The sequence below is a fragment of the Pantoea sp. NGS-ED-1003 genome (assembly GCF_000738765.1).
Taxonomy (GTDB): Bacteria; Pseudomonadota; Gammaproteobacteria; order Enterobacterales; family Enterobacteriaceae; genus Pantoea; species Pantoea septica.
Genome location: NZ_JPQA01000002.1, coordinates 588,891 through 600,619, shown reverse-complemented (window position 1 = coordinate 600,619; position 11,729 = coordinate 588,891). Strand labels below are relative to the sequence as shown.

The window sequence follows — 11,729 nt, the reverse complement described above, 5'->3', positions numbered from 1 at the left end:
ATGACTGGCGCTATTACTGGCAGGTAAACATGCCCGCCTCAACCCAGATAACCCCGATGACTGCCATCAGTGACTGCACAGACAGTCTGCGTGCATGGGGTGACACCATCGCTGAGTGCGTTCTTGAAAAGCTGGCCCCATCGCACACTTACGTTATTTTCAGATACCCGGAGTAAACATGCATCGTATTGATACGCCCACTGCGCAGAAAGATAAATTTGGAGCAGGGAAAAATGGCTTTACCGGCGGTAACCCACAAACGGGTGAGCTTCCTACTGCTCTCGATGCTTCTTTTTTTGATTCCTTACAGGAAGAGCTCAGTGCTGTAATTGAATCATCAGGCATTGCTTTGAAAAAAGAAGACAATGCTCAGTTGTTGAAAGCAATTCAGGCAATGATAACTGGCCTGTCTCTTGGGACCGCATCAAAAAGAAATGTAGGTACAGGTGCTAACCAAATACCGGATATGAGCACCTTTGTATTCAACCGCTCTGGTACTGGTATCGGCAACCGGAAAATGACACTCCAGATGCCGAATGGATTCATCCTGAAAGTCGTTAATGGTGCAGCCGACGCTAACGGATATTTTTACCAGGCATTTGATCAGCCATTCCCTAATGCGCTCCTTTTTGCATGGGCAACAGAGCGCGCACCAAACGGAAACCTGACTCAAACTTCCACTGTTAACGCCTCGATGGAGTATTCCAGCCTGTCTTACGGTTCTGCGCAAATGCGCTCCCTAACCAGCGGCGGTAATATCGCAGCGCTGGCTGGGGCAGTCTCTTTCTTTGCTATAGGTTATTAAAATGAGCAATTACATTTTTTCAGCATTAAATAAGAACTATGATCCGCCGGTCGCAAATTCTTTTTATATCGTATCCACCAAGCAAGATTTCGTTAATGCCGGAACATGGCCTGATGATTACGTAGAAGTCAGCGATGAAGTTTATGCTGAGTTCAACGAACAACCTCCAGAAGGGAAAATGGTTGGATCGGATAAAAAAGGATATCCAGCCTGGGTTGATACGCCTCCGCTTAGCCAGGAGCAGCTGGTGAGCAATGCTCAGGCGAAAAAGGACTTCGAGATGAACGTAGCAGGGAACAAGATAGCCCCTCTGCAGGACGCTGTTGATCTCGAAATTGCCACCGATGATGAGAAAACTCAGTTAGCTCAATGGAAGAAATACCGGGTGCTACTGAACAGGGTGGACACATCAACCGCACCAAATATCAGCTGGCCAGACAGTCCCACAGCTTAAAAAAAAGCCCCGGCGACGGGGCAGAGGTATACCGCGCCGATCTGAGCAGGCTACGGGGTGGTTACCCAAAGCCTAGCTCGTCAGGCATCGCATGACAAAACAAACCCTTCCCGCTTGCAGAAAATTGCACTAAATATTACTGTTTTTATATACAGTAATTTCATGGGTTAGTTTTATGCTCAGCGAATACGAAATTGGCAGCGCGTTCCGTGTGGATACTCCAGATGGCTTTGTCATCGTCGACAGCGGCGTAAAGATGAAGACAGGCGATGAGGTGGCGTTTCAGTACGATGGCTATCCGATGGTGGGTAAGTTGTTTGCTTCTGGGCTGATAACGCAGGACGGGGAAACGATAGACGGGGAAGGGCTGGAGGGCATCATCGTGCTGGGGAAAGTGACCGCGACAATTCTGGACGATGACGACGAGTGCCGGCCGACGATCTGACCACAATAATCTGTGGGGCATACATGGGGCAAAAAATTACCGCAAAACGATGTTACTACCTGCTTCGTAGTTAGTCGCTTTGCGGTAAGCATCTGCTTTAACCGTACTTAGATCCAACTTCCTGCAACTTCCTTTTTCTGCTAAGCCTCATCGACAGCGAGCAGTAGTGGAAATAGGTCTGCATAACCTTGCTGACGTCGTTATCAAAATTGCCGAACGACTTCATGAGCCAGGCAATGGCGGCGTTACGCGCCGAGTGCTCATACTCCGAGCGGGCGACGTGACGATCGTAGTTAATATCGGGCTGGCCGCTTAGCTGGCGCACAATCTCCAGCATGCGCTGACGCGGCGCGGTCAGGCGCGTTTCCAGCATATCGCAAATCACCAGCGCCCCGGCGTTGATAAAAGGGTTGCGCGGCTTGCCGTGCTCCAGCTCCAGCTGCACCAGCGAGTTAAACGGCTGGCCGGAGGGCTCTTTGCCGACGCGCTGCCAGATTTCATCGTCGGAATAGCGGGTGAGCGCGACGCTTAGGGACAATACTTTAGAGATGGACTGGATTGAGAAACGCTCCTGCGCGTCGCCCGCCTGCCAGCTCTGACCGTCAGGCGTAGCCACGGCGATGCCGAGCGCGTGCGCAGGCGCTTCGGCCAGTGCGGGAATATAGCTGGCGACGCTGCCGCGCGAGGTAAGCGGGCGTACCTGCTCCAGAATCTCTTCCAGTAGCGCATTGCTGAGTTCGGTCACGAGTGAATCTCCTTTTCTGAGGCGTCTGGCGCCGGATAATGAACGTGAGTCGCCGCTGAATCAATGCAGCGCGTGCAAAATCTGTGAACTCTTCACCGCAACCTCGAGGCCGCTATGATAACCAGCCTGTTTGACGCTTTACCGCAAGCCGCCGTGCGTGGCGAGCAAGAGACATTTGAAGAGTTGCTGCGGCGACCCGAACTGCGCATCGAGCGCATTGTCTCTACCGGCCAGGCGAGCCCGCCGGGCTTTTGGTACAGCCAGCCGCAGGGAGAGTGGGTGCTGGTGGTGCAGGGCGCGGCGGGGTTGCAGCTGGAGGATGAAGCGCAGGAGCGGGTACTGCGCGCGGGCGATTTCATCAATCTGCCCGCGCGGACGCGCCACCGCGTGAACTGGACCAGCAGCGACGAACCGACTCTCTGGCTGGCGGTTCATTATGAGCTGCCGCCAGATGAAGAAAGTTAAAGGCTCAATCCATCTGCCTCGCGCTGCCGGCCAGCGGCGCGAGCAGCATTTGCGCAAAGCTCAGCAGCGCCAGCAGGGTCAACGGCAGCGTCCAGTCGCCGCTCCGCTGGTGCAAAATGCCGAAAAACAGCGGGCCGAGCGCCGCCAGCGCATAGCCTACGCACTGCGCCATGCCGGAAAGCTGCGACGCCTGACGATGATCGCGAGCGCGCAGGTTAAATAGCGACAGGCAGAGCACCAGCGAGGCGCCCGCACCTAAGCCAGCGATAATCAACCATAACGCCGCCAGACGCGGCAGCAGCAGCAGACCCAGCACGCCGCAGAAAATGGCGGCAGAGGCGACAAAAGCCGTCAGACGCGCGTCGCGCAGCCGCTTTAGCGCCACCATACAGCCGAGGTTGGCGACAATCGCGATAGCCTGGTAGAGAAACAGCAGCCAGCCCGCTTCCGCCTGGCTGTAGCCTTTACTCTGCGCGTAAGGCGTAAACCAGTCGATCAGGGTGTAAAACGCCAGCGACTGTAGCGCCATAAACAGTGAAACCTGCCAGCCGATCGCCGACCGCCAGGGCGTCGCACCATCTGCGGCGAGAGAGGGCGTGACGCCTGACGAGCCAACAGCGCGCGGTGTCAGCAACGGCAGCCAGGCGAGCAGCGCCACAAGGCCCGGCACTGCCCAGACGCCGAGCGACAGGCGCCAGTCCGCGTCGGAGAGCGCGGCGAGCGGCACGGCGATCCCTGACGCCAAGCTGGCGGTCAGCGACATGGTGGCGGCATAAAGCCCGATATATTTCGCGGTGTGTTGCGTAAAGTCGCGTTTGATAAGCGGCGGCAGCAGCACGTTGGCGGCGGCGATGCCGGCGCTAAGCAGCACCGTACCGCTCCAGAGCGCCGCCTCGAGCGGCAGCCAGCGAACCATCGAACCCAGCGTTATCAGCAGCAGCGCCGCCCAGAGGCTGCGTTCCAGCCCAAAACGATTGCCCAGCATGGCGGCGACCGGCGCCAGCGCGGCGAACAGCATTAGCGGAATGAAATTAAAGAAGCCTGCGGCGGCGGCGCTCAGGCCGAAAGCATGGCGCACGTTTTCCAGCACCGGACCAACGGCGGTAATGGGCGCGCGTAGATTCGCGGCGGTCAGCAGCAATACCAGCAGGAAAAATCCAGAGTGGGTAAAGCGAGAAGCGCGTAGGGCAGAGGTCTGTCGAAGGGTCATAAGATCCGCATCACAAAGTGCGGCAAAGCCGCTGTGGTGCGTTGGTTGACGTTAACGCTTACGCACCAGGAAGAAGAGAGCCCGGTGTCTGCGCGCTACTTTAAAGGGTGACGCCGCTGCTGTAAAGCCGACCCGCAGCGGGCGCGTTTTATAACGTCGCGCGATAACATACTGAAGACAATAAAAGCGCGGGTTTATTTTAGCCAGGCAGATAGAGCGTACGCTAAATAAGCGAGGCGATAATCAAAACGTGTTTTTTTAAATAGCATAATCCTGTCTCACACTATTTAACTGAAGCGGCAGTATCAGCAAAATTAAGATTATTCTTTAATAATCAACCCATTTTTCTTCCGCGCTTCGCTTTTATTAAATTTGCGCAATTGTACTTAGCAACTATTATTAATTTCTGTAGCGTCCTGGCCAGGAAAGCAATCACCTGATTTGATAAGAGGAACCTTTAATGGCGATTAAAACACTGGTGGATCTCTTTATTCATGACCTTTCTGATGTCTACAGCGCAGAAAAGCAGATCACTCGCGCACTGCCGAAAATGGCACGCGCCGCAACAGACGCATCGCTGAAAGCGGCGTTTGAAGCGCACCTTGAAGAGACGCGCGGACAAATTGAACGTCTGGACCAAATTGTTGAAAAGACTGAAGAACTGCGCATCCGCCGTATGAAATGCCATGCGCTGGAAGGCTTAGTGGAAGAGGCCCAGGAGATTATCGACTCCGTGGAAGCGGGTCCGGTGCGCGACGCGGGCTTAATTGGCGCCGCCCAGAAAGTCGAACACTATGAAATTGCTACCTACGGCACGCTGACTGCAATGGCGAAACGCCTGGGCTTTGACGAGGCGGCAAAATTACTGGCCGAAACGTTGCAGGAAGAAAAAGCCACGGATGAAAAGCTGAATGTGATAGCTGAGAAAACCAGCTAACTATCCGACGTGATGAAATCTGTATTTGCAGCACTCACATTTTAAAGAGGTGAATCATGTCTCATGAAGAGAATTATTTGGCCTGGTTGAAAGACGCGCACGCTATGGAAAAGCAGGCGGAAAGCATGCTGGAAAAAATGGCGTCTCGTCTCGAACACTATCCCGATTTAAAAGCGCGTATTCAGCAGCATATTGAAGAAACGCGCCAGCAGCAGACTTTATTACAGTCCGTTATCGACCGTAACGACACTTCGCATTCCGCCTTTAAAGACGCGCTGGGCAAACTCTCCGCGATGGGGCAGGCGATGGGCGGCATGCTGGCTGACGACGAAGTGGTGAAAGGTGCGATCAGCGGTTACGTCTTCGAGCAGTTCGAAATCGCTAACTACACCTCGCTAATCGCTGCGGCGGAGCTAGTGGGCGACCACGAAGGCGTGCGTATTTTCGAACAAATTCGTGAGCAAGAGATCGCGATGGCGGAATGGTGTCTGACGCATCTGCCGGACGTAACTCAACAGTTCATGACGCGTGATGCAGCTGAAGGCGTTGAAGCGAAAAAATAATAACGCCGCAGCCAGGCCCTCTTCTCAGAGGGCCGACAATCCAACTTGAAAGGAATGAGCAATGTTCAGACACGTTAAGAAACTGCAATATACAGTCCGTGTTGAAAAGCCCAATCCAGGACTGGCTAACTTGCTGCTTGAGCAGTTTGGTGGCCCGCAGGGCGAACTCGCTGCGGCATGTCGCTACTTCACCCAGGGTTTGGGCGATGACGATCCAGGCCGTAAAGATATGTTGATGGATATCGCGACGGAAGAGTTGAGCCACCTGGAAATCATTGGCTCGCTGGTGGGGATGCTGAACAAAGGCGCGAAAGGTCAGCTGGCTGAAGGCACAGAGGAAGAGGGCGAGATTTATCGCAACATTACTGGTGCCGGTAACGACAGCCATTTGACCTCGCTGCTTTACGGCGGCGGGCCGCCGCTGACTAACTCTGCCGGTGTGCCATGGACTGCGGCCTATGTCGATACCATCGGCGAAGTGACCGCCGACCTGCGTTCAAACATCGCCGCCGAAGCGCGCGCAAAAATCCTGTATGAGCGTCTGATCAACATGACCGATGATGTCGGCGTAAAAGATGCGCTGGGCTTTTTAATGACGCGTGAAGTCGCGCACCAGATCTCGTTTGAAAAAGCGCTCTACTCAATTCGCAACAATTTCCCGCCGGGTAAATTGCCGCCGATTGAACAGTACGCCAACGTCTACTACAACATGTCTGCCGGCGAAGGCGATATGCGCGGTAGCTGGAACTCTGACGAGAACTTTGAGTTCGTGGCCGATCCGGCGCCGGCAGTTGACGGCGGCGACGGCAGCGCGTCCATAACCCTGCCGTCCGATCAGGCGACCGATCTCGCTAATATGGCCAGCCGCACCGCCTCCGATCCCAGCCTGAACCCAACCACGGGCGCAGAGCTTGGCTCAACGCTGGGCGAAGCGAATCAGCTCAAATCTGATAAACCTCGCTCGTAAGCACTTCTCGCGTCAGTCACAATGCTGACTGACGCGATATTCCCCTTCTTGAACGATGCTTCAGCACAGGCTCAACGCCGCGTCCGCTTTCCCTGCTTAATGAAATTCCGGTTCAGGAAAATGGCCGCAGTCATTCTGACTGGCGGTTGTGCCTGGCTGGCAGGTTTGCTGTCGCGTTTCAGCGGAAGGCACGGGTTTTTCTGGCGCCATGGGGCCTGACCGACAGGCGCTAAGCAGAGTAATAAACAGGGCAAAGGCAACAAAACGCATATCCGCTCCTTGTGATGAGATGAAGTAAGCAAACAAACGTCGTTGGTCAGCAGCGTGACCAGAGGCGTACTGCTAAGTGTAGCTGGCGGCAGGAAAAGGTCGAAAAATCAGGATGAAGCCGCAAGGCGGCTTGTAGGGCATTCGGGATCAGAACAGGGCGAACATCAGGGCGACGGGAAAGCTCATCGGCCAGGTGGCGCCGACCAGAAAGGCGCTTAGCGCGCGAATCGTCAGCTTATCCTTTGCGATGAAAAAGGTGATTAGCGTGGCGATCGAAGCCATAACCGCATAGAACACCAGCATATGTTGATAGAGGCTCATCAATACTCCGCATCGTTATAGTGGTTTTGTTGCGCACTATGCGGAAAATCGTGATCCAGATCAAGTAAAAAGCCGCGGTGTTTTTTAAAGATTTTGATTTCTTACTGACAGGGCGTCTGATGCGAGCGATTTCAGGCTGAAATTCGCCGAGAAAAACGCGCCAGGTCCTTCAGGCGCGCGGCTTGCACGCGCGAATGCGCGTGGCGAAGTCAGCTCGGTTTAGAGAAAGCGCTGTTCGATATCGCGCCAGCTATCTACGCGCGCATAGCCCGTTTCCTGCTGATTCTGCGCTGTGGTGAACAACACGCCTTCGCCGGTGAACTGTGCGAAGTTCTGCGGGTTGGCGTCAATCAAATAGTCTGCATTGAGAATGCCTTTGCTGCTGCAGCAAATGATATTCATCGGGCTGATAAACGGAAAATTCGCTTTCAGCCATTCAAGTTTTGCCGTTAGCGAGCGCGGGAATTCCACCGCCGCAGTGGTGATAAAAATTTCATACTCCTGCGCCAGGCGCTCAATAACGCGCTGCGCATCGGGCAATGCCGGCAGTCCGGCGTAAAAACTCTCCTCGCCGATCAGTTCTTCAATCTCCTGAAACAGCGCCGGGCGCGACTGTTGTGGTTTTGCTGAGTCCAGTGAACCTGTTTGAGCCTCATGAGAGGCGGCGTCAGGGCTAAGTTTGTGGTTCAAGTCGATAATGACTTCATCCATCTCAATGGCGATACGTTTCATGGTTTCCCCTCGTCAATCATCATGCCAAGGCGGCTAGAATAGCAGTCGCACGGCTCCGCTTGTAGTCTCTGAATAAACGCCTTCCAGACAGGTTATTAAATAAGCAATTGAAGCCTGTTATGTCGTGGATTACTGTGAGGTGCGCCAGAAGCAGGGAAAAGAGAGGAGAATGCCGCCCCGAAAGGCGGCACAGAGGCTTAACTTTGCAGATAGAGCGCTTTGATATCTTCCAGTGTGGCCTCGCGCGGATTGCCGCCGGTGCAGACATCGTCCAGCGCAGCCTGAGCCAGCGCCGGCACATCATCCGGATTTAAACCGACGTCGCGCAACGAAGCCGGTATGCCCACGTCGCGGCAGAGCTGTTTTACCGCCTCAACAGCCGCCTGACGCGCCTGCGCCAGCGACAGGGTATCCACGCCTTTTACCCCCATCGCGCGCGCGATATCGCGATATTTCTCGCCGGTGTAGTCTGCATTCCACGCCATTACCCTGGGCAGCAGGATCGCATTGGCGACGCCGTGCGGCACGTTATAAAACGCGCCCAGCGGGTGTGCCATACCGTGCACCAGGCCAAGCCCGACGTTGGAGAAGCCCATGCCGGCGACATACTGACCCAGCGCCATCTGCTCGACCGCCTGCATATCGCCTTTCACTGAATCGCGCAGCGACTGGCTAATGATTTCAATGGCGTTGAGATGCAGCATATCGGTCAGCTTCCAGGCGCCGCGCGTAATATAGCCTTCAATGGCGTGCGTCAGCGCGTCGATGCCGGTTGCGGCTTTCAGCGCTGGCGGCATGCTGGCCATCATCTCCGCATCGATGATCGCCACCTTTGGAATATCGTGCGGATCGATGCAGACGAATTTACGGCGTTTTTCTTCGTCGGTAATGACATAGTTGATGGTGACTTCCGCTGCGGTGCCTGCGGTAGTGGGGATCGCGATCAGCGTGACGCAGGGATTACGCGTCGGGGCAAAACCCTCAAGGCTGCGCACGTCCGCAAACTCAGGGTTATTGATAATAATGCCGATCGCTTTGCTGGTATCCTGCGGCGAACCGCCACCGATGGCGATAAGGTAGTCCGCCTCAGCGCGCTTAAATATCTCGACGCCGCGCTGCACCACGGCGATGGTGGGGTTCGGCACTACCTCGTCGTAGAGCGCCCAGTGAAGCTGATGCGCATCCATCAGGTCGGTGACGCGCTTCACCGCGCCAGCGGCAACCAGCGCTTTATCGGTAACGATTAGCGCCTTCGCCAGGCCTCGCCGTCTGACTTCATTAGGCAGGTTACGGATGGCGCCTGCGCCAAAAAAAGCGGTCTCATTCAAAATCATACGCTGTGTCATTTTCACATCCTTGCTTAACAAAATTCCCATTACCTTCCCGCTTAACTGCTCTGCGTTTCTGCTGTCTTCGTCACATTCCTTGTGGAATACAATTGATAAAAATCAACAAATTAGCGGTTGCTTGCTCAAGCAGCATTATTTTCTGACCCAGGTAAAGCCATTCCTGCCAGGCAAGTTTCTCATCCTCTGTTAGCCTCAATGGGAGCATTAAAGTTTTAACCAATGGAGGAAATGATGGCGAAACCGCAAAATCACGGCTGGAGACTGGCCTCGCGCCCGCACGGTAAACCGGTTCAGGAGAACTTCGAATTCGGCGAAATTCCGCTGCCCGCGCTGGAAGAGGGCGATCTGCTGCTGCGCACCATCTACCTGTCGCTCGATCCCTATATGCGCGGCCGGATGAGCGACGCAAAATCCTATGCCGAACCGGTGAAGCTGGGCGACGTGATGGTCGGCGGCACGGTGAGCCGCGTCGTGGAGTCGCGCCATGGCGATTTCCAGCCAGGCGACTGGGTGTTGTCGAGCGGCGGCTGGCAGGCTTATTCGGTCGCGCCCGCCTCTGCGGTGAAAAAGCTGGGTAACGACCTCGCTAACCCATCCTGGGCGCTGGGCGTGCTGGGTATGCCGGGCTTTACCGCCTATATGGGCCTGCTGGATATCGGCGAACCGCAGCCTGGCGAAACTCTGGTGGTGGCTGCGGCGACCGGGCCGGTGGGCGCAACGGTAGGGCAGATCGGCAAGAAGAAAGGCTGTCGCGTCGTCGGCATCGCCGGCGGCGAAGAGAAGTGTCGCCATGCGGTCGAGGTGCTGGGGTTCGATCTCTGTCTGGATCACCATCAGGATGACCTGGCGGCGCAGCTGGAAAAAGCCTGCCCGGAGGGCATCGACATCTATTATGAAAACGTCGGCGGCAAGGTATTCGACGCGGTATTGCCACTGCTGAATACCAAAGCGCGTATTCCGGTGTGCGGGCTGGTCTCTGGCTACAGCGCAACCGAGCTGCCGGACGGCCCGGATCGCCTGTCGCTGCTGATGGGCGATATTCTCAAGAAACGCCTGCGGGTGCAGGGCTTTATCATATTCGACGACTACGGCAATCGCTATGGCGAGTTCCTTGAGGCGATGGAGCCCTGGGTAGAGCAGGGTGAGATTCGCTATCGCGAACACATGATCGACGGATTGCAGAATGCGCCGGCGGCGTTTTTTGACATGCTGGAGGGGAAAAACTTCGGCAAAACCGTGGTGCGCGTGGCGCAGGACGAAGAGTAAAACAGAGGTCCCGCCCGCAGGCGGGACTTTTTTTATGCCGGGATCAGCTTTTCCTGCTTCAGGCGGTCAAACAGCGCGAAGAGATCGTCGCGCGTGCTGTGATAGCCGGTAAAGCCCGCTTTGCGGCTCTTGCTCATATCGGTGAAGACCTCCATCGGACGGCCCAGATCGGCATCAGTGTGCCACCAGGAAACCAGACGGTTGATATCCGCCTCGCGTAGCTGGTAGTGCTGCGCCACTGCTTTCCACTGCGCCTCGGCGTCTGTCATACGCTGTTCCAGCGGCTGGGTTTCATCCGGCATCGGCTGTGCCTCAATGCCAAAGTAACTGGCAATCTCGCCCCACATCCATTTCCAGCGGAACACGTCGCCGTTTACGGTGTTGAAATCTTCGTTTTGCGCGCCCGGCGCGCTGGTCGCCCATTCCAGCTGCTCCGCCACCAGCGTCGCGCTGCTCATGTCGGTTACGCCGTGCCACTGCGCCGCCGAACCGGGAAAGATAAACGGCAGGTTATGGAATTTGCACAGCGAAGCGTAGACCGCCAGCGTCTGTCCCATATTCATCGCGTTGCCCAGCGCAAAACCGATCACGGTGTGCGGGCGATGCACGCTCCAGCGATAGCCATATTTCTCCGCGCCGGCGAACAGTTCATCTTCCTGCGCGTAATAGAAGTTATCGACCGGCTGGCGTCCCTGCTCTTCACGAAACGGCGTCATCGGCACCGCGCCTTTGCCGTAAGCGTCGAACGGCCCGAGATAGTGCTTAAGGCCGGTCACCAGCGCGACGTGACTGCCGTTAAGACGGTCGCCCAGCGCCTCTATTACGTTGCGCACCATTGCGCCGTTAACGCGAATGTTCTCTTTTTCCGTTTCCTGGCGCGCCCAGACGCTGAAGAAAAGCGCGTCGGGCTGGAGATCTTTCAGCGCGTCTTTTACCGAATCCGGCGAGGTCAAATCGGCGGTAAGGGCATGGCAGCCCTGCGGCACCGGCGTGCGTCCGCGCGACAGCCCGTAAACTTCCCAGCCATCCGCCAGCAGGCGCTCCGCTGTCGCGGTGCCGATCACGCCGCTGATCCCGGCGATAAGTGCTTTCTTCGACATGCTTTTCTCCCTTAGTTCTTACAACAAGACAATAGGGGAGTGTAGACCGAGATCGACGGTTAAGCCTGGCGTGCAGGCGAACTGGCTCAGGCCGCGCCAG

At 55.9% G+C, this 11,729-nt stretch carries 13 protein-coding genes and 2 pseudogenes; 9 read left to right on the top strand and 6 right to left on the bottom strand.

All coding sequences use genetic code 11. The features are described 5' to 3' along the window. The 4 genes and pseudogenes from JS46_RS23275 to JS46_RS06255 form a co-directional block, all read left to right on the top strand. Positions 1-176 (top strand): annotated as a pseudogene (locus tag JS46_RS23275) (putative phage tail protein); the annotation flags it as partial. A gap of 2 nt (positions 177-178) precedes the next feature. After that, complete coding sequence (locus JS46_RS23060) at positions 179-805, top strand: hypothetical protein (protein WP_051905584.1); 627 nt, start codon at positions 179-181, stop codon at positions 803-805. 1 nt (position 806) lies between these two features. Continuing rightward, a complete protein-coding gene (locus tag JS46_RS06260; protein WP_033749035.1) occupies positions 807-1,259 on the top strand; it encodes a tail fiber assembly protein in 453 nt (150 codons plus the stop codon). 175 nt (positions 1,260-1,434) lie between these two features. Then, entirely contained in the window at positions 1,435-1,704 is a 270-nt protein-coding gene (locus JS46_RS06255) for a hypothetical protein (protein WP_051905583.1), read from the top strand. Positions 1,705-1,852: 148 nt separating this feature from the next. On the opposite strand, the pseudogene glsA reads toward JS46_RS06255, so the two are convergent. Beyond that, positions 1,853-2,449, bottom strand: a pseudogene (glsA, locus tag JS46_RS06250) (glutaminase A); the annotation flags it as partial. A gap of 114 nt (positions 2,450-2,563) precedes the next feature. Here glsA and JS46_RS06245 point away from each other — a divergent pair. Beyond that, on the top strand, positions 2,564-2,914 hold the full coding sequence (locus JS46_RS06245; protein WP_033749034.1) for a cupin domain-containing protein: 351 nt from the start codon (positions 2,564-2,566) through the stop codon (positions 2,912-2,914). Between the two features lie 4 nt (positions 2,915-2,918). Here JS46_RS06245 and JS46_RS06240 read toward each other — a convergent pair whose 3' ends face one another. Then, on the bottom strand, positions 2,919-4,124 hold the full coding sequence (locus tag JS46_RS06240; RefSeq protein WP_033749033.1) for an MFS transporter: 1,206 nt from the start codon (positions 4,122-4,124) through the stop codon (positions 2,919-2,921). Positions 4,125-4,584: 460 nt separating this feature from the next. On the opposite strand from JS46_RS06240, the gene JS46_RS06235 reads away from it, so the two are divergent. The 3 genes from JS46_RS06235 to JS46_RS06225 all read left to right on the top strand — a co-directional run bounded on the left by JS46_RS06235 (position 4,585) and on the right by JS46_RS06225 (position 6,591). After that, positions 4,585-5,061 carry a ferritin-like domain-containing protein gene (locus JS46_RS06235; protein WP_033749031.1) on the top strand — a complete coding sequence of 159 codons (477 nt, stop codon included), beginning with the start codon at positions 4,585-4,587 and terminating at the stop codon, positions 5,059-5,061. 56 nt (positions 5,062-5,117) lie between these two features. After that, on the top strand, positions 5,118-5,624 hold the full coding sequence (locus tag JS46_RS06230) for a ferritin-like domain-containing protein (protein WP_033749028.1): 507 nt from the start codon (positions 5,118-5,120) through the stop codon (positions 5,622-5,624). 61 nt (positions 5,625-5,685) lie between these two features. Continuing rightward, positions 5,686-6,591: a manganese catalase family protein gene (locus JS46_RS06225; protein WP_033749027.1), complete on the top strand. Its 906-nt coding sequence runs from the start codon at positions 5,686-5,688 to the stop codon at positions 6,589-6,591. Between the two features lie 417 nt (positions 6,592-7,008). On the opposite strand, the gene JS46_RS23270 is transcribed toward JS46_RS06225, so the two are convergent. From JS46_RS23270 to fucO, 3 genes are all read right to left on the bottom strand, one after another. Then, complete coding sequence (locus tag JS46_RS23270) at positions 7,009-7,182, bottom strand: GhoT/OrtT family toxin (protein ID WP_065426280.1); 174 nt, start codon at positions 7,180-7,182, stop codon at positions 7,009-7,011. Positions 7,183-7,401: 219 nt separating this feature from the next. Next, positions 7,402-7,914: a hypothetical protein gene (locus JS46_RS06220; RefSeq protein WP_033749025.1), complete on the bottom strand. Its 513-nt coding sequence runs from the start codon at positions 7,912-7,914 to the stop codon at positions 7,402-7,404. Positions 7,915-8,111: 197 nt separating this feature from the next. Continuing rightward, complete coding sequence (gene fucO / locus JS46_RS06215; RefSeq protein ID WP_033749024.1) at positions 8,112-9,260, bottom strand: lactaldehyde reductase; 1,149 nt, start codon at positions 9,258-9,260, stop codon at positions 8,112-8,114. 234 nt (positions 9,261-9,494) lie between these two features. Between fucO and JS46_RS06210 the strand changes: the two genes are divergently transcribed. After that, positions 9,495-10,529 carry an NADP-dependent oxidoreductase gene (locus JS46_RS06210; RefSeq protein WP_304413332.1) on the top strand — a complete coding sequence of 345 codons (1,035 nt, stop codon included), beginning with the start codon at positions 9,495-9,497 and terminating at the stop codon, positions 10,527-10,529. Positions 10,530-10,561: 32 nt separating this feature from the next. Here JS46_RS06210 and JS46_RS06205 read toward each other — a convergent pair whose 3' ends face one another. Further along, positions 10,562-11,629, bottom strand: coding sequence for an SDR family oxidoreductase (locus JS46_RS06205; protein WP_033749021.1), 1,068 nt, complete (start codon positions 11,627-11,629; stop codon positions 10,562-10,564). Between the last annotated feature and the right edge of the window lie 100 nt (positions 11,630-11,729).

What these genes read in the sequence shown, in the direction of transcription:
- JS46_RS23060 (WP_051905584.1), top strand. Translation starts at nt 179, where the DNA reads ATGCATCGTATTGATACGCCCACTGCGCAGAAAGATAAATTTGGAGCA.
- JS46_RS06260 (WP_033749035.1), top strand. Translation starts at nt 807, where the DNA reads ATGAGCAATTACATTTTTTCAGCATTAAATAAGAACTATGATCCGCCG.
- JS46_RS06255 (WP_051905583.1), top strand. Translation starts at nt 1,435, where the DNA reads ATGCTCAGCGAATACGAAATTGGCAGCGCGTTCCGTGTGGATACTCCA.
- JS46_RS06245 (WP_033749034.1), top strand. Translation starts at nt 2,564, where the DNA reads ATGATAACCAGCCTGTTTGACGCTTTACCGCAAGCCGCCGTGCGTGGC.
- JS46_RS06240 (WP_033749033.1), bottom strand. Translation starts at nt 4,124, where the DNA reads ATGACCCTTCGACAGACCTCTGCCCTACGCGCTTCTCGCTTTACCCAC.
- JS46_RS06235 (WP_033749031.1), top strand. Translation starts at nt 4,585, where the DNA reads ATGGCGATTAAAACACTGGTGGATCTCTTTATTCATGACCTTTCTGAT.
- JS46_RS06230 (WP_033749028.1), top strand. Translation starts at nt 5,118, where the DNA reads ATGTCTCATGAAGAGAATTATTTGGCCTGGTTGAAAGACGCGCACGCT.
- JS46_RS06225 (WP_033749027.1), top strand. Translation starts at nt 5,686, where the DNA reads ATGTTCAGACACGTTAAGAAACTGCAATATACAGTCCGTGTTGAAAAG.
- JS46_RS23270 (WP_065426280.1), bottom strand. Translation starts at nt 7,182, where the DNA reads ATGAGCCTCTATCAACATATGCTGGTGTTCTATGCGGTTATGGCTTCG.
- JS46_RS06220 (WP_033749025.1), bottom strand. Translation starts at nt 7,914, where the DNA reads ATGAAACGTATCGCCATTGAGATGGATGAAGTCATTATCGACTTGAAC.
- fucO (WP_033749024.1), bottom strand. Translation starts at nt 9,260, where the DNA reads ATGACACAGCGTATGATTTTGAATGAGACCGCTTTTTTTGGCGCAGGC.
- JS46_RS06210 (WP_304413332.1), top strand. Translation starts at nt 9,495, where the DNA reads ATGGCGAAACCGCAAAATCACGGCTGGAGACTGGCCTCGCGCCCGCAC.
- JS46_RS06205 (WP_033749021.1), bottom strand. Translation starts at nt 11,629, where the DNA reads ATGTCGAAGAAAGCACTTATCGCCGGGATCAGCGGCGTGATCGGCACC.